This window comes from Streptomyces sp. GQFP (genome assembly GCF_021545335.1).
Taxonomy (GTDB): Bacteria; Actinomycetota; Actinomycetes; order Streptomycetales; family Streptomycetaceae; genus Streptomyces.
In genome coordinates, this window is sequence record NZ_CP089312.1 from 58,972 (window position 1) to 74,725 (window position 15,754).

The window sequence follows — 15,754 nt, forward strand, 5'->3', positions numbered from 1 at the left end:
CGACGGTGGCACCGACCGGACCCTCCGCAAGACCGCGATCCACGGTGCCGGGTCCGGGCCGTCCTGCTGCGATGTGGTCGCGATGGCGCCCGCCGAAGCGGACGGTTCACGGGAACGACGAGGTCACGCGGCCACCGTGACCACGTGCTTGCCCCCCACGACGCCGCCGCGTTCGAACGCCTCGTGTGCGGCGGCGATGTCCGCGAGCGTGTACACGCTGTGGACCACCGGGCGCAGCGCACCCGATGTGACGTGGTCGGCCAGGTCGCGCAGTACGGCGGTGTCCTACCGTGACCATCCGGCCTCCCTTGGCCAACCGGCTCCGGTAGCAGTGCAGTTCCGAGCCGACCGTGTCCACGATGACATCGAAGGGACCGATCCGGTCCGAGGTGGTGGAGCCGTAGTCCAGGACTTCGTCGGCACCGAGGCCGGTGAGGAGCTTGGCGTGGCGGTCGCGGGCCAGCGCGGTCACCCGGCAGCCCATGGCGTGTGCCAACAGCGCGACCGCACCCGCGGTGAGCGAGGCGATCAGCCCGGTCCGCACGGTGCGACGCCGGTCGCCCCGCACCGCGACCGCCACCGGCCACCGCCGCCGCCACACCAGCGCCGGCAGCGAAGCGGCCAGCAGCAGCCAGGTGAACCAGTCCGCCTGGCGGTACTCCGGGTCGTTCGACCACGCGTCCAGCCCGGTGAACCACGCGACCACGGCCACCACGAGCAGGCCCACGGCCCTGGGCGAAAGGTTCCGCAGCCGGGCGGCCAGACGATCAATGGGCGTCACGTGCTTGAGCGATGTGGGCCCGTGTTCCCAACAGGAGCTGAGCGAGCAACTGCGCATCGACCGCAGCGTGATGGTGGGCTGCATCGACGGTCTGGAGGACTCGGGGCTCGTCCGCCGCGAGCGGCACCCCAAGGACCGCCGGGCCAACGCGATCACGCTGACCCCGGAGGGCCTGGTGGCGCTCGCCGAGGTGGAGAGCGGCGTGCCGCAGCTCCTGGACCACGCGTTCCATGCCCTCACCCCGGCCGAGCGCAAGACCCTGGCCCGGCTGGTGGCGAAGATCCTCGACGTGAAGTGAGCCGGGCCGGTTCAGGAGAGGAGGGTAGACGTACGTCCTGCCCCGTGTGGGATGGCTCCGGCCGGCGCTGTTGTCTTCCGGAAGTCTGCGGGCCGGGCCACCGCACGGGAGGCCCGCCCTGCCGAGATGTCGAACAGGGCTACGCGCGCAGTCGCTTGATCAACGTCTCGGCGGTGGTGAGGAGTTCGTCCGTCGTGGTCGTCGTCTGCTGGAGGTCGATCAGTACCTCGTCGGCGCCCGCCTCGGCCGAACTGAGGAGGTAGTCGGCGATCTGGTCGATCGTTCCCGTGTCCGGCACGAGTTCCGCCGGGGCCTCGTCCTGGGTCAGTCGAGGGTTGACGCGTAGAACCATGCGCAGTGCGGACGCGTCCCGTCCAGCCGCGTCCGCGGCGAGCCGGATGGTGTTCCACATCGCTGTCAGCGCGGGCAGGGGCAGTCCCACCGCGAGCCAGCCGTCCGCGCGGCGGCCGATCCGTTCGAGGGCGCTGGGCGAGAAGCCGCCGAGCAGCACGGGCGGATGGGGACGCTGCACGGGCTTGGGTTCGATGGCCGAGGGCGGGATCGTCCACCGTTCGCCCTCGTGCCGTACGGTCTCGCGGGTCCAGATCGCCTCCGCCACGTCCAGCCACTCCTCGAGACGGGCCCCACGCCCCTCCCACGGCACACCGGCTGCCCGGTACTCGTCCCGCAGCCAGCCGATGCCCAGGCCGACGTCCAGCCTTCCGTGGCTGACGACGTCGAGGGAGGTGAGTGTCCGGGTGAGCAGGACAGGGGTGTGCCACAGGGCGTTGAGCGTGCTGGTGCCGAGCCGTACGCGCGTCGTCACGCCCGCGGCCAGGGTCAGGACGGTGAGCGGGTCCAGGAAGGTGCGGTACTGCTCCGGCATCGTGCCGTCGCCGCCCGGATAGGGGTCGCTGGGTTCGTGCGGCGCGAGGATGCGGTCCGCGGCCCACAGACTGTCGAAGCCCAGGCTCTCCGCGGCGCGAGCCACCTCGACGATCGCTTCGGGTGTGGCGAACGCGCCGTACTGAGGTACGGCCAGACCTATCCGCATCTGGGGCATCTGGGGAGACTCCTTCGCGTGGCAACGGCCCGACGGGCCTGCGGGCGGCCCACGCTAGGCCGCTCTTGTGCACGAGGAGTGCGTGAAAAGTGAGGCGCGTACGAGAGGGTCCCGTCGGCCGCAGCGAGCAGCGCGGCGTTGTCAGTGGTGGGTGGCAGCATCGGGCGTATGACGGACACCACGGCATTCGACTGGCGGTCCTTCCTGCTCAGGTGGAGCGGGGAGTGGGCGGATTCCCTGCCGGACGGCGGGGCGCGGGGCGAGGACGACGAAACCGCGCGACGGGCGCGGTGGTTGGGGTTCTCCCCCGCGTCGGAGGAGCGGATCGCAGCCATGGAGGAGCGCCTCGGCCGGCGGATGCCCCCGTCGTACCGGGGATTCCTCCAGGTCAGCGACGGGTGGCGGCACGCGGGCGGGTTCGTGTGGCTGCTGGCGGGGACCGAGGGTGCGCACTGGCACGCCAACGAGTCGGGGCTCGCGGGCATGTTCGAGGAGTACCTGGACGAGGATGCGGGGCCCGAGGAGCGGCTGGAGGTGGACATCTGGCGGCGCGGGCTTCAGCTCGACGTCGAGTCCGATGCCATGTACGTCCTCCTGGATCCCGAGGACGTGGACGAGGACGGCGAGTGGGCCGTCTACACGTGGGCGGGCTGGCGGGCCGCGCCGCCCGAACGGCACGCGAACTTCCTGGAGTTCATGCGGGACATGTTCCGGGAGTTCCACAGTCTGCGGGCCCACCGGAGCGACGAGGAGCCGGTGTTCGCCAACGACACGACGCGAAAGCTGGACGCCCTCGTGGAGGAGGCCCGGCTGGATGCCCTGCGCGGCGGCTGGGAGCGGGCCGGGAAGGCGCTGGACGAGGCGAAGGGGTACGGCAGACCGCGGGCCGTCGGTCTGGGCGACCAGATACGCCGTCTGCTGGGACAGACCTACTCGGTGTACTTCGACGGACTGGTGACGAACCCTCGATACGCTCCCGACCTGCTGCCGCCGCTGGTCGCCGAGCACGCGGCGCACTCGTACCGGGGCGACTCCACGCTGACGTTCCATCTGCGGGGTGCCGACGACGACCTGGTGTCGCTGGCTTACGCGACGCTGGATCAGGTGAGGAACGGCACGTACCGGTACACGGCGGCGGGACCGTTCGGGGAAGCGGTCGAGCGGGCGCGGGAGTTGGCCCGGTGGGGAGACTCCGACGGGGCCTGGCGGACGCTGTTGAGCGCTCTCCCCCTCTGGGAGCCGTTGGGGCCGGACCACCTGGCGCCGCTGGGGTGGGTGGCCGACCCCGTGCTCGGGCCGCTGCTGACCCCGGAGCGGGGCCGCGAGCTGCTGTCCACGCCGAGGGGCGGGCAGACCGGCGAGGCACCGGAACCGACGGCCGGGCTCGACCCGAACACCCTGGCGTGGCTCGCGGTACCGGACCCGGGCAACAACCGCACGTCCTACCGGTTCGTCCTGGTGGAGGGCGCGGAGCCGGAGGAACTGCCCGGACGTCTCACCGACGGGGAAGAGGACGGGAACGAGGCCGGCAGCGCGCTGAACGAGCCCATGACCTTCTGGGAGGCACGTCACGGATCGTCGGACGGCCAAAGGGAGTTCTCGTCCTACGACGACAGGGCCCTCATGGCGGTCGGCCGGGCCGGCACCGACTGGAGCTTCGCCTTCGACGGCGATCCGGCGCCGTTCGACCGGCGGCGCTTCGTCTCCCCCGCCGCGGCCGCCAGCGCCGGCACCCGCGCGGTGGTGGTGTGGAGCGGCCTGAGGACATGGCACGGGGAACCGTTCTTCCACCTCTCGGTGGCACGGGACGGTGTCGAGCGGTACGGATTCACGTACGTGGACGGAGAGATCGAGCAGACCGGGGAGATACCGCGGGCGCTGGATCCGAGCCGGTTCTTCGGCGACCCGGGCGACCCGGAGGACGCGGCTGCGGCGGAACGGTCACTACTCGAAGCGGTGGCCGGGGAGTTCGGTGCGTCTCTGCCACGGCACGCCATCGTGAACGGGCGGCTGCACACGTTCACCACCCACTCCTGGACACGACCGCCGAGGGACGGCGAGACGTACACGGTGATCCGCATGGACCGGTAGACGCCGAACCAGCCCGGAGAACCAGCCCGGATTGCGGACCCATGCCCCGTTTATGGATGGAGAAACCTACGAACCTGAGAATCCGCTGAGTATTCCGCGCTCACATCCGTATCTATGGACGCGCTTCCCCCATGCCGGAAGTCCTGTCGACTCCGGCAGATGTCCTTGAGAGGCCCGATGACACGCAACACGCGAAGAAGATCGAAGACTGCCCGCCGGGCGGTAGGCGCGGCGGCCGCACTGGCCATCGGCGCCGGTGGGTTGGTGGCGGTCAACATCTACGCCTCGGCCGACGAGACCGGCGCGTCGAAGGGCTCTGCCCAGAACCAGGTGCTCGCGGCCGGCAGCTCCACCATCGACTGCCCCGATGTCGGCCAGCAGTTGACCTCCGTGCCCGCCCAGGCGAAGGCCCAGGTCGACAAGGAGCTGGCGCTCCTCGACAAGCAGATCTCCGAGGCGTACCAGCGCCTTTCCACCTCGCAGAGGGCGATCGCCCAGGACCCCAACTTCGCCCAGAACGCGATCATCGGCCCGCTGAAGGACAAGCGGAAGGCGACGATCGACCGGATCGCCACCGCCATCGGCCGGGTGGCGGCCAAGCCGCAGGGCCTTGACGCCCTGGCGGCCTGCACGCTCAAGGCCACCGGCAACCAGCCCGCCGCCGGTCAGCCCAGCGCCAGCGCGAGCCCGAGCAACAACACCAATGCCGGCGTGGTCGGCAACGGCCCCGTCGCCGCCGACTTCGTCGACATCACCAAGGTGAAGGCCAACGTGAGCGCGCCGGCCAGGTCGGCGAAGGCCTCGAAGGGGTCCTTCGTCACCAAGTGCGGGGTGAACGCCAACAAGCTGTACAACAGCGACAACGTGATCGTCGCGCCCGGTGTCACCAACGGCGCGCACCACGTGCACGACTACGTCGGCAACCAGGACAACGACGCCTTCTCCAGCGACCAGGACTTCGCCAACGCCGCGACCAGCTGCCAGAACCAGGGCGACAAGTCGTCCTACTACTGGCCGGTGCTGCGTCTGCAGGACGGCACCAAGGAGTTCGACGCCGACGCGCTGGGCGGCGGCGCCGAGGGCAACACGGGCCGGATCCTGACGGCCAAGCAGGCCACGCTGGACTTCGTGGGCAGCCCGCGCGGCAAGGTCGTCGCGATGCCCAAGTTCCTGCGCATCATCACCGGTGACGCCAAGGCGTTCGTCAACGGCACGGCCAACGCCAACGCCTCCTGGAGCTGCACCGGCTTCGAGAACAAGGTGCAGTTGAAGGACAAGTACCCGCTCTGCCCCCGTGGCAGCAGCGTGGTACGCACCTTCAAGTTCCAGAGCTGCTGGGACGGCACGAACATCGACAGCGCCAACCACCGCACCCACGTGGCGTTCGCCGACGCGGCCGGAAACTGCCCGACCGGCTTCAAGGCCATCCCGCAGCTGGTGCAGCGACTGGTGTACGCGGTGAAGGCGCCCAGCGTGAAGGACAACGGGAAGACCACTCCGTTCTACGCGTTGGACGGCTTCCCGGAGCAGCAGCACAAGCCGGTCACCGACCACGGTGACTTCATCAACGTCTTCGACCCGAAGGTGATGAACAAGGCGGTCCAGTGCATCAACACCGGACGTAAGTGCAGCTGAGCAGTCCGGAAGAGTTACCGAGCGGTGGGCGTCGTCGTAGTAACTGACGGCGCCCACCGCCATGTACGGAGTCCTCCGAGCCTTCAGGTGTGTTCCTGGTCGCCGAGCGGTCCGGGCAGTGGCTGTTCGAACCAGACCACCTTGCCCGTGCTCACCCGTGTCGCCCCCCAGCTCTGTGCCAGCTGGTCCACCAGGAAGAGCCCCCGGCCGCCTTCGTCGCTGAGCCGGGCGTGTCGCATCCTCGGCACCAGGGGCGAGTTGTCGCCCACCTCGCAGCGCAGCACGTCCGTGCAGAGCAGTCGCAGGGTGATCGGCCGGGAGGCGAAGCGTACGGCGTTCGCCACGACCTCGCTGACCATGAGTTCGGTGGACTCCACCAGGGCATCGAGCCCCCAGTCGCGCAGTGTCCTACGGGTCAGCCGACGGGCCTGTCGCGCGGTCTGCGGACGGGGAGCCATGTACCAGTAGGCGACGGTCTCCGGCAGGATGCCCTCGAACCGGGCGGCGAGCAGGGCGATGTCGTCGTCCCGGTTCCCCGCACCCAGTGTGCCGAGCGCCTGGTCGCACACCTCTGCCGGCGCCGGGGGCCCGGAACCGGAGGCGGCGGCCCGCAGGCGTGCGCGCAGCCGGTCCACCCCGGTCAGCACGTCCGAGTCGCGGGACTCGACCAGGCCGTCGGTGTACAGGAGAAGGGTCGATCCGGCCGGTGCGTGCATCTCGGTGGACTCGAATCCGCCGCCGCCCACGCCGATCGGTACTCCGGGCGGCACCGGCAGGACCTCCGTACTGCCGTCGGGGTGCAGGAGTACCGGCGGCAGATGCCCCGCGTTGGACACCAGCAGCCGGTGCAGTACGGGGTCGTACATGGCGTAAAGGCAGGTCGCCGTGTGTTCGCTGCCCAGCCGCTCCGCCTGTTCGTCGAGGTGGTGCAGGACCTCGTCGGGCGGCAGGTCGAGGCCGGCCAGGGTCTGCACGATGGTGCGCAGCTGGCCCATGATCGCGGCCGAGGTCATGGAGTGGCCCATCACGTCGCCGATGACGAGGGCGACACGGTTGCCGGGCAGCAGGATCGCGTCGTACCAGTCGCCGCCGACCTGCGCGGTCCGTGAGGCCGGCAGATAGCGGCTGGCCAGCTGGACCCCGGCGGGCTTGGGCAGCGAGGGCGGGAGCATCATGCGCTGGAGCGCGTCCGCGACGGATGCCTCCCGCGCGTACAGCACCGCTTTGTGGATGCCGAGGGCGGTGTGGGTGGCGAGTTGGGAGGCGACGAGCAGGTCGTCGCCGGTGAAGTCCGCCCTGCCGGGGCCGCGGATGAGGACGACGCTGCCCATGGCGTGGCTGCGGCCGTGCAGCGGGGCGAGGATCAGCCGTCGTCCTGGCGGCACCGTGCCGGGAGAGTTCGCCACGCCCAGCAGCTCGGCCACGACGGAACGGATGCCCGGCAGGTCCCCGAACACCGGCCGCCCGGCCCGCAGCAGTCCGGCGAGCGGACCGGTGGGAGACAGCTGTACGACCTCGGCCGCCCGGGCGGTGTCGGCGACCGGTGGGAGTGGGCCGGAACCGCGGACGGCCGCCTTGGGCAGGGGTGCGTGGTCCATCGCGTGCAGTCGTAGGACGCCGGGCGGGTCGGCAACCTCGTCGCCGACCGGAAGCGGGTCGTACAGATGGACGAGCGCCACATCGGCGAAGGCCGGCACGGCCGCCCGGCACAGTTCCTGCAACATCTCGTCGAGGTCCATGCCGCGGGCGATCTGCCGGGTCGCCGCGTCGAGATAGCGGAGCCTGTCGGTCTGCGGCTCGGCGGTGTCGGGCCGGGGACCGCCCGGTCGTACGGCAGGGGCTGCCGCACGCATCGCTCGGCCGCTCCCCTCGGAGCCGGGATTCACACCTGACTGCGCGCGTGCCCCATCGGATCGGGCGCCGGAGCCGGGCGACGGGGCCGCGCACTGGGGCCGACCCGCGCGAGCCGCAGCAGCCTCGTGCCCGTCGGCCGCCTGCCCGCCGGTGCCTCCATCGGCTCCGAGGTGCTTCGTCACGCGTTTCCTTCCGACCGTGCGGACCCCGCCGCAGGGGCGGGGTGATCAGAGGGCGTCAGGCGGACCGTCTGCAGCGCAGGAAGATCTGCACCTCGGGCGGGACGTCCGCGCTCGCCGGAGCGTACGAGTACGAGGACTCCTCGACGATCTCGAAGCCCGCCTCCTCGACGACCTCGCGCAGTTCCTCCCGCAGATAGCCGGACACCCGGATGGTGCTTCCGATGAACGGGATCGAGAAGTCGTCGACATCGGCCTCCACCATCGACAGCGCGAACAGACCGTCCGGCAGGAGCAGGTGGTGGATGGTGCGCAGCGCGAGGGGAATCTCGGCGCGCGGCAGCATGAGCAGGGAGAAGAAGGCGGTCACCGCGTCGAAGCGGCCGAGGTCTCGGGGGCCTCCGGGCCGCAGATCGGCGATGTCCGCCTGGTGGAACACCCCGGTGGGCACGTACTTGTGGGCGATCGCGACCATCCGCTCCGAGAGGTCGACCCCGACGACCTGGAAGCCCGCCTCCGCGAGCTGGCGGGAGGTCGGAAGGCCGGTGCCGCACCCCAGGTCCAGCACCCGGGCCCCGGGCGGCAGCGACCCGACGAGCCATGCGGCGGACGCGACCTGCCCTTCCTTGTGCGGGAAGGCCTCGTCGTAGCGATCACCAATGGCGTCGAAGGCCTCGGCCTGACCGGTGCGGTCGAGCCATATGCTCCCGTAGCCGACCTCGTCGGCGGGGTTGGTCACGAGGATTCTCCTTCAGCCCTGTATGTAACAGTTTGTGAGTAATTTTTTCACAGTTATCCAAGCTTAGGCGTAGATCGCCCGCGATGGCCGCCAGTATCAACCGGCGGGACGTGCCCAGGTGGGACTGCGGTCCTTGTCGACCAGGGCCGCACGGACGCCCTCCAGGAAGTCCGGCGTACGGATGGTCGTGCGCGTGAGGGCCAGTTCGGCGTCGAGGCACTCGCGCAAGGTGCGCTGTCTGCCGCGGGCCAGCAGGGCGTGGGTGATCTCCAGGCTCTGGGGCGAGGCGGACTCCAGGGCGGTCAGTGCGGCTGCCGCCCACAGGGTGTCGAGGTGGTGCAGGCGTTTCTCGATCTCGCCGAGGGTCGGCGCGCCGAACGCCCGGTCGATGTCCCCGCGTACCGCCGCCAGCCCGCTCTCCGTCACCGGGGAACGGCCGGCGAGGCGGTTCAGGACGACGTCCACCGGGTCGCCGGGGTTGCCGACCAGGGCGTCCGCGACCGTGTCGAGTCCGTCCGCGGGGACGAAGTGCGTGGCCAGCCCCGTGTACAGGGCGTCGGCCGCGTCAAGGCGGTGTCCGGTCAGGCCCAGGTACATGCCGATCGCGCCGGGCAGCCTCGGCAGAAAGTAGCTTGCCCCGACGTCCGGGAAGAACCCGATCCCGGTCTCGGGCATCGCCAGCACCGCACGCTCGGTCACGACGCGGAAACTTCCGTGGATTGACAGCCCGAGACCGCCGCCCATGCACACGCCGTCGATGAGCGACACGACCGGCACGGGATACTCGGCGATCCGGGCGTTGAGCCGGTACTCGGACGCGAAGAACCGCTCACTGGCCTCGGCATCCCCGGCGAGGCTGTGCTCGCGGATCGTACGGATGTCTCCCCCGGCGCAGAAGGCCTTGGGGCTGGTACTGGCGAGCACCACCGCGGACAGCGGGGCCTGCTCCCACCCGGCGAGCGCACGCTCGATGGCGGCGATCATGCCCGTCGTCAGGGCGTTGAGCGCCTTGGGCCGGTTCAGCAGGATCCGGCCGACGCCCCGGTCGACGTGGGCGAGCACCTCGTCCGCACCGCCGACGGCTCCGGTTGTCGTGGCCATCATTGTTCCTCACTCGTCGGGGGCAGGCGGCGTGACCGATGCCGGTCAGAGTGGGGCGAGGCGGGCCCTGAGCAGGCAGAACTCGTTGCCTTCGGGGTCGGCCAGGACATGCCACTGCTCCTCCCCCGTCTGGCCGATGTCGGCCGGGCGCGCGCCGAGCTTCAGCAGGCGTTCGAGTTCGGCGTCCTGGTCGCGGTCGGTGGCGTTGACGTCGATGTGCAGCCGGGACTTCCCCTTCTCCGGCTCGTCCCTGCGACTGAGGATGATCGTCGGCTGCGGACCACCGAATCCCTCGCGCGGCCCGATCTCCAGCGTGCCGTCGTCCTCGCGGTCGAGGACGACGTAGTCCAGGACCTCGCACCAGAACCGCGCCAGCACCTCAGGGTCGCGGCAACCGAGGACCAGCTCACTGATACGGCATGCCATGGACGAAACCTACTCTCAGCGAAAACAACCCCGCGAACGTACCGGATGAGGCGAGCGCGGGCGAACTGATTTCAGGGGCGATCCGGTCCGGGGCTCGGCACAGCCGCGCGGGAAGAAGGCGCCGGGAAGAGCATGCAGCTGCTGGTGGCGTGGGCGAGCAGGCGGTCCGTCCCGTCGACCAACTGGGCCTGGGCGAGGGCGGTTTGACGGCCCTTGCTGACGACCGTGCCGATGGCGCGCACCGTGCCCGTGTCCACGGTGATCCGGCGCAGGAACTTCACCGTCAGGTCGAGCGAGGTGTACGCCATGCCCTGCGGGAGGGTGGACTGGACGGCGCAGCCCGCCGCCGAGTCGAGCAGGATGGCGAAGATACCGCCGTGCACGCTGCCGATGGGGTTGTAGTGCTCCTCCCCCGGCGTCAGGGAGAAGACCGCCCTGCCGGGCTCCACCTCGACGAGGGTGAAGTCGATGGAGTGGTTGATGGGCGGCCCCGGCAGACGCCCCTCCTGCAGCTCGCGCAGGAAGTCGATACCGGCCATGCGTCCGGCGGCCTCCGCCAGGATCGCGGGATCTTCCCATTGATACGTACGTGTCCGTCCCACGACCGAGTACCTTCCCGTCCTCTGACTTTTACAAATGAAGCTAGCTGCGCCTTCACCTGACTGTCAATGACGAAGCCAGCCCCTTATGATGGCGGTATGGAGTGGCTTGAGGCGAGCACGGAGAACTGTCCCGTCCAGCGCACGCTCGACGTGGTCGGAGAGAAATGGACCTTGCTGATCCTGCGCGACGCCGTCAACGGGGTCCGCCGCTTCGACGACTTCCACCGCCATATCGGCCTGTCGGAAGCCGTCCTCAGCGACCGCCTCCGGAAGCTGATCTCGGCGGGCATCCTCAAGACCGTCCCCTACCGGGAGCCGGGCAGCCGCGCTCGCAACGAGTACCGCCTGACCCGCAAGGGCTGGGACCTGTGGCCGGTCCTGCTGGCGCTGAGCCAGTGGGGCGAAAAGCACGCCCTCGGCTCCGAGGGCCCCGTACTGGACATCCGCCACGCCGACTGCGACGCCCCGGTCCGCGTCGTCGTCGAGTGCTCAGCCGAGCACTCGGCCCTCACGCCCGGTGAGATCACCGCCCGGCTGGGGCCCGGTGCCCGTCCCCGGTCGTGAGCCTGCGCCCCGGCGCCTCGATCAAGTCCTGTGGCGCCGCCGCACTCGGCGTATGCGCGTCCGCCCAAGCCGGCCGCGTCAGTGAGTCCGCCTCGGAACACGACACGTTCTCCCGGGCCCGGCTCACGGCCCTGGCCCCGGATCCGGCTGCACCGCCTCGGTGATCCCGGCCCGGGCCGCTTCGAGTTGTGCGGCGAACGCGATGCCCAGGAACAGGGCCACACCGGTCAGGTTGGCCCACAGCAGCAGGGCGACGAACGCCGTCAGGGGTCCGTACACGGCGCCGAACGACCCGCTCTTGGCGACGTAGAGCGCCAGCAGCCACGTGGCCGTGATCCACAGGACCAGGTGGACCGCCGAGCCGAACGCGAGCCAGGTGTAGCCCGGTTGGTCCCTGCGCGGCGCCCAGCGGAAGATCACCGCCGACGCGACCCAGGCGAGCACCACGCCCAGGGGCACTTCCAGGGGCCGCCACCAGTCGAGCAGTTCCTGGGGCCAGCCGAGGGCCTCCACCACCGCGTTCCCGATGGCGTCCCCCGCGACGAGCACGAGGAATCCCAGGACCATCGGCATGCCCGCCGTGAGCGCGAGGAGCAGGGAACGTCCGTACTTGGCCAGGAACGGCCGGTCGCGCTCGATGCCGTAGATACGGTTGGCGCCCCGCTCGACCTGCCCCATCGCCGAGGCGAGGTTGAGCACGGCGAAGGCCAGTCCCAGCCACATGGCGACTGCGTTCCAGGCGCCGGAACCGGCGCTGCGCGCGGTGGCGTCCAGGGCGTCCTCGACCAGACTCGCGCTGGCGCCCGGCACGATCTGGCCCAGGGTCAGTTCGATGATCCGCCCCACGCTCTCCGTGTGCACGGTGGTGGCCACGCCGACCAGCGCGATGGTGAACGGCACCAGGCCCAGGACGATTTGGAACGCGAGCGAACGGGAGTTGGTGAAGCCGTCGGCGTAGCGGAAACGGGAGAACGCGTCGAGGAGCAGTCGGCGGCCGCCGTAGTGCCTCAGCGCGGTGAGCGCCTCGTCTCCGGACAGCTCCTCCCCGATCATGTCCCGCGTCTGCGGAACGTGTACGACGGTCCCCATCGAGAACGTCTCCTCCTGTCGTCCGTACGGCGAGACGAGGAACGCGATCTTGCCGCGGGGAGAACCGTACAGCCGGACAGCTGTACGGGTCGGTCGTCAGGGGGATTCGGGGTGGCAGCGCCGACGATGAGCGGGTCGGGGCGTCAGAAGGGCATGCGGCCACGACCGCGGCGACCGGCCGAGCCGCTACGGCCCACGGCACGGGAACTCGTCCGGAACGGCTTGCTGAACAGCCTGCCCAGGAAGCCGGGCGCCTTGCCGCCGGTCCGCGCGCCGGCGCCGAGCGAACGCTGTGTGCCGCGTTCGGGGTGGCGGGAGAGACGCGGGACGAGGAAGGCCAGCACGGCCAGGACCACACATACTCCGACAACTACGGCGATGATCACGAGTCTGCTCCCTTGATTGGTCGGGACGACACGGGTGCCCCGGGCCCAGGCACCTACTCGTAACGGGCGAGGCTCCCCGCGACGGGAGTTGAGGCATCTGACGCCTCGTCTCTCGCCCGCTGGGGAGCCCCGCCCGTCGTGTGTCAGCCGCCGATGCCGGACTCGGTGGCCGCTCCGATCAGTTCAGCCGCGTCGGCCGGGCGGATGAAACCCGCGGCGGCCCCTCGTACGGTCGCGGCCGTCCTTCGCGACGAACGTGGCGTGGTCGGGGTACAGGGTCGCCGGTTTCTCGGCGGAGAAGGGGGTGGTCGTACCGAACAGGAAGCAGAACGACGCCCCGGTCTGCCCGAGGCCGGACAGGACGGCGACCGGTGCCTCGACCGACGGTGTGCGGACGCCGCCCACGACATTGCCGTGGGTGTCCAGGACGAAGGCGGGCGCGGAACCGGAGGTGTCCACCTGGAGGCGGGGTGCCTTGGCCGGGGGGATGCCGGTCTTCACCCAGCGGTTGAGTGCGAACTCGGCGGTGTCCAGGACGTAGTGCGCCTGGCCGGTGTTGATCGGCGAGCCGCAGCCGGTCCGGGTCGGGGGGCTGAGCATGGCCTTCAGTCCCTGGAGGCCGGCGGTGCCGCTGCCGTCGTTGATCGTGCCGAGGCCGATGTGCTCGTACTGGCCGGTCAACTCGCCCCGGGCGTAGCTCCAGTCGATGGGCAGCGGCACCTTGAACGGGGTCAGGCCCGCTTTCGGCGCGGTCTCCTGGAACAGGCGGGAGGACGTGTAGGGGGCGGAGGCCAGCAGGTCGTACGGGATGGTGGAGATGCCCAGCATCCGGGCGACGGTGGGGTACGCCCACCGGTTCAGGTCGTCGTAGAGGCCGGCCGCCACGGGGATGGACGTGGCGAAATTGGCCTTCGTGGGTTGCAGGGTCATGCCGTGGTTCTCCGACCAGCTGCGTGCCGCCTTCCGGCTGCCGTCCGTCGTCGCGCTCCAGGAGGGCCGGGATCTCTCCTGCGAGCAGCACCGCCGTGCCATGTGGGGCTGGTGGGAGCGGGTGGACTTCCTGCGCGGCGCGGAGGAGGCGGCGTACCGGGAACTCACCGCCCCGGACGCCTGGGTCCCGTACCCCGACACCGAGCCGGTGCTGCGCGCCCTGCGTGATCGCGGACTGCGTGTCGCCGTCGTGAGCGACTTCGCGTGGGATCTGCGCATCCACCTCGCCCATCACGGGCTGGACGCCCTGATCGACACCTGCGTCGTCTCGTACGAGCAGGGCCGCGAGAAGCCCGATCCGCAGTTGTTCCTGAAGGCACGCGCCGACCTGGGCGATGACCCGCGGGCCACCCTCATGGTCGGTGACAACCCGGTCCGTGACGGGGGCGCGGCGGCCTGCGGTCTGCGGTCTGCGCACCTACATCCTCCCGGCGGAGCACCGGACCGGTGAGCGCGGCCTGGCGGACGTGCTGCGGCTCGTGGACTGACAGCGGGGGCGGACCCATGACCGGGCTGGCAGGATGACCGCATGGAACGTGTGCTTGGCATCGGTGGACATTTCATGCGGGCGGCCGATCCGGCGACCCTGAGCGCGTGGTACCGCGACTGTCTGGGCCTGGACGCCGACGAGCACGGCCTGTGGGAGCAGGCGGCCGGGCCGACGGTGTTCGCGGCGTTCGAGTCCGACACCGACTACTTCGGGTCCCTTACCCAGCAGACCATGCTCAACTTCCGGGTCCGCGACCTGGACGCGATGCTCGCGCAACTACGCGCCCAGGGAGCGGACGTGGCCGAGGAGACACAGGACATGAAAGGTGTCGGTCGGTTCGGCTGGGTCACCGACCCCGAGGGCAACCGGATCGAGCTGTGGCAGCCCGCCTGACCGCACGCTCACGCAGACGGTGACACTCGGCCCTCCAGGACGCGGGTGCCCGGGGCGCAGCTCTCCCGCAGTGCGGCGAGTTCGGCGGCGGGCAGACTCAGGGCGGAGCCTCGCCGGCTGTGGTCGAGCAGGGCCGTCCCTGCGTTCAGCCAGCTCGGCACGGGGTCCACGCCGATGAACTCCGCCAGGCGGGTCAGCTCTTCGGCAGGGCGGTCCAGGAGGTCCTCGTAGGCGAGGGTGGTGCGCCGGTCGGCGGGCAGCCCGGTGAGGAACTCCGTTCCCTCGGTGACGAGTTGGGACCACAGGGTCCCGAAGGTCCGCAGGGGGATGTCGCGGTCGCGTACGAGGGCCGGGTCGAAGCGGTCGTCGAGCAGGGGTGCCAGGTCCGGGGGCAGTGCGCGGACGTGCTCGGGGGTCAGGTCGCCGAAGCTGTCGATGCCGGCGCGGGTCTTGATCTCGCGGAGCAGGGAGATCGCGCGGTATCCGGGATGGCGGCTCATGGACAGGGCGCAGTCCGGGCCGTCGCGGAACATGTGCACGAACCGGGCCTCCGGGAAGGTCTCCCGCAGGCCCGGTGCCCAGCCGGTCGAGTAGCCCGAGCGCTCCACGACGGCGGTACGTCCGAAGCGGGCGCAGAGCAGACCGTACAGGGCCCGGTGATGCTCGACGGCGGTACGCCTCGGCCAGTGGACGACCGCCGCGCCGAGTTCGTCGAGGAGTCCGTCCGGGTCGTCGGTGAGGTGGGGCAGCACCATCAGGGAGAGTGCGGGAATGCCGGCCGTGGTCCGCCCCGAGTATCTGCCGGGGCGGCTGGTGTGGAGGAACTCCGGCAGCGGCAGCCCGCTGCGGATCATCCGCTCGAAATGCGGCGCGGGGTCGGAGAGCGCCTGCCAGAACTCCTCGCCGCCCACTTCGCCCCGGGGGAAGGACGCGTCGCCCACCGAGGCCATGAACTCGTTCAGACTCAGCACGTCCGGGTGGGAGTTGAGGATGCGGGACAGCGCCGTGGAGCCGCTGCGGCCCGTACCGAAGACGAAGGTCAGAGAACGCATGATCCCCTTTCGACTGGTGGA

Annotated in this window: 17 protein-coding genes; 6 read left to right on the plus strand and 11 right to left on the minus strand. The window is 70.5% G+C overall.

All coding sequences use genetic code 11. The features are described 5' to 3' along the window. Positions 1-106 precede the first annotated feature (106 nt). Entirely contained in the window at positions 107-781 is a 675-nt protein-coding gene (locus LUX31_RS00280; protein ID WP_235472474.1) for a zinc-binding dehydrogenase, read from the minus strand. A gap of 13 nt (positions 782-794) precedes the next feature. On the opposite strand from LUX31_RS00280, the gene LUX31_RS00285 reads away from it, so the two are divergent. Further along, on the plus strand, positions 795-1,079 hold the full coding sequence (locus LUX31_RS00285; protein ID WP_235479740.1) for a MarR family winged helix-turn-helix transcriptional regulator: 285 nt from the start codon (positions 795-797) through the stop codon (positions 1,077-1,079). 139 nt (positions 1,080-1,218) lie between these two features. Here LUX31_RS00285 and LUX31_RS00290 read toward each other — a convergent pair whose 3' ends face one another. Continuing rightward, the gene (locus tag LUX31_RS00290; RefSeq protein WP_443046039.1) at positions 1,219-2,133 is read right to left on the minus strand and encodes an LLM class F420-dependent oxidoreductase; all 915 of its coding nucleotides are present in this window, start codon (positions 2,131-2,133) and stop codon (positions 1,219-1,221) included. Between the two features lie 177 nt (positions 2,134-2,310). On the opposite strand from LUX31_RS00290, the gene LUX31_RS00295 reads away from it, so the two are divergent. Then, positions 2,311-4,233, plus strand: coding sequence for an SMI1/KNR4 family protein (locus LUX31_RS00295; RefSeq protein ID WP_235472476.1), 1,923 nt, complete (start codon positions 2,311-2,313; stop codon positions 4,231-4,233). A gap of 177 nt (positions 4,234-4,410) precedes the next feature. Next, a complete protein-coding gene (locus LUX31_RS00300) occupies positions 4,411-5,868 on the plus strand; it encodes a DUF1996 domain-containing protein (protein WP_235472477.1) in 1,458 nt (485 codons plus the stop codon). An 83-nt stretch (positions 5,869-5,951) separates the two neighbouring features. Here LUX31_RS00300 and LUX31_RS00305 read toward each other — a convergent pair whose 3' ends face one another. From LUX31_RS00305 to LUX31_RS00325, 5 genes are all read right to left on the minus strand, one after another. Then, a complete protein-coding gene (locus tag LUX31_RS00305; protein ID WP_235472478.1) occupies positions 5,952-7,721 on the minus strand; it encodes a SpoIIE family protein phosphatase in 1,770 nt (589 codons plus the stop codon). Between the two features lie 238 nt (positions 7,722-7,959). Next, positions 7,960-8,640, minus strand: coding sequence for a class I SAM-dependent DNA methyltransferase (locus tag LUX31_RS00310; RefSeq protein ID WP_235472479.1), 681 nt, complete (start codon positions 8,638-8,640; stop codon positions 7,960-7,962). Positions 8,641-8,736: 96 nt separating this feature from the next. Beyond that, positions 8,737-9,741: an enoyl-CoA hydratase/isomerase family protein gene (locus LUX31_RS00315; protein ID WP_235472480.1), complete on the minus strand. Its 1,005-nt coding sequence runs from the start codon at positions 9,739-9,741 to the stop codon at positions 8,737-8,739. Between the two features lie 45 nt (positions 9,742-9,786). Next, complete coding sequence (locus LUX31_RS00320) at positions 9,787-10,167, minus strand: VOC family protein (RefSeq protein WP_235472481.1); 381 nt, start codon at positions 10,165-10,167, stop codon at positions 9,787-9,789. 71 nt (positions 10,168-10,238) lie between these two features. Further along, positions 10,239-10,769, minus strand: a complete 531-nt coding sequence (locus tag LUX31_RS00325; protein ID WP_235472482.1) for a PaaI family thioesterase — start codon at positions 10,767-10,769, stop codon at positions 10,239-10,241. Between the two features lie 96 nt (positions 10,770-10,865). Here LUX31_RS00325 and LUX31_RS00330 point away from each other — a divergent pair, with 96 nt between their 5' ends. After that, complete coding sequence (locus tag LUX31_RS00330) at positions 10,866-11,333, plus strand: winged helix-turn-helix transcriptional regulator (protein ID WP_235472483.1); 468 nt, start codon at positions 10,866-10,868, stop codon at positions 11,331-11,333. 123 nt (positions 11,334-11,456) lie between these two features. On the opposite strand, the gene LUX31_RS00335 is transcribed toward LUX31_RS00330, so the two are convergent. From LUX31_RS00335 to LUX31_RS00345, 3 genes are all read right to left on the minus strand, one after another. Next, entirely contained in the window at positions 11,457-12,422 is a 966-nt protein-coding gene (locus LUX31_RS00335; RefSeq protein ID WP_235472484.1) for a YihY/virulence factor BrkB family protein, read from the minus strand. A 143-nt stretch (positions 12,423-12,565) separates the two neighbouring features. Then, on the minus strand, positions 12,566-12,808 hold the full coding sequence (locus LUX31_RS00340; protein ID WP_235472485.1) for a DUF6411 family protein: 243 nt from the start codon (positions 12,806-12,808) through the stop codon (positions 12,566-12,568). A gap of 183 nt (positions 12,809-12,991) precedes the next feature. Then, positions 12,992-13,738, minus strand: a complete 747-nt coding sequence (locus LUX31_RS00345) for an alpha/beta hydrolase domain-containing protein (protein ID WP_235472486.1) — start codon at positions 13,736-13,738, stop codon at positions 12,992-12,994. Between LUX31_RS00345 and LUX31_RS00350 the strand changes: the two genes are divergently transcribed. Together LUX31_RS00350 and LUX31_RS00355 are read left to right on the plus strand one after the other, a co-directional pair. Then, positions 13,737-14,249: an HAD family hydrolase gene (locus tag LUX31_RS00350; protein WP_235472487.1), complete on the plus strand. Its 513-nt coding sequence runs from the start codon at positions 13,737-13,739 to the stop codon at positions 14,247-14,249. The genes LUX31_RS00345 and LUX31_RS00350 overlap by 2 nt on opposite strands. 78 nt (positions 14,250-14,327) lie before the next feature. Further along, the gene (locus LUX31_RS00355) at positions 14,328-14,681 is read left to right on the plus strand and encodes a VOC family protein (RefSeq protein WP_235472488.1); all 354 of its coding nucleotides are present in this window, start codon (positions 14,328-14,330) and stop codon (positions 14,679-14,681) included. An 8-nt stretch (positions 14,682-14,689) separates the two neighbouring features. Here LUX31_RS00355 and LUX31_RS00360 read toward each other — a convergent pair whose 3' ends face one another. Beyond that, positions 14,690-15,733, minus strand: coding sequence for a sulfotransferase (locus LUX31_RS00360; protein WP_235472489.1), 1,044 nt, complete (start codon positions 15,731-15,733; stop codon positions 14,690-14,692). Positions 15,734-15,754: the final 21 nt, after the last annotated feature.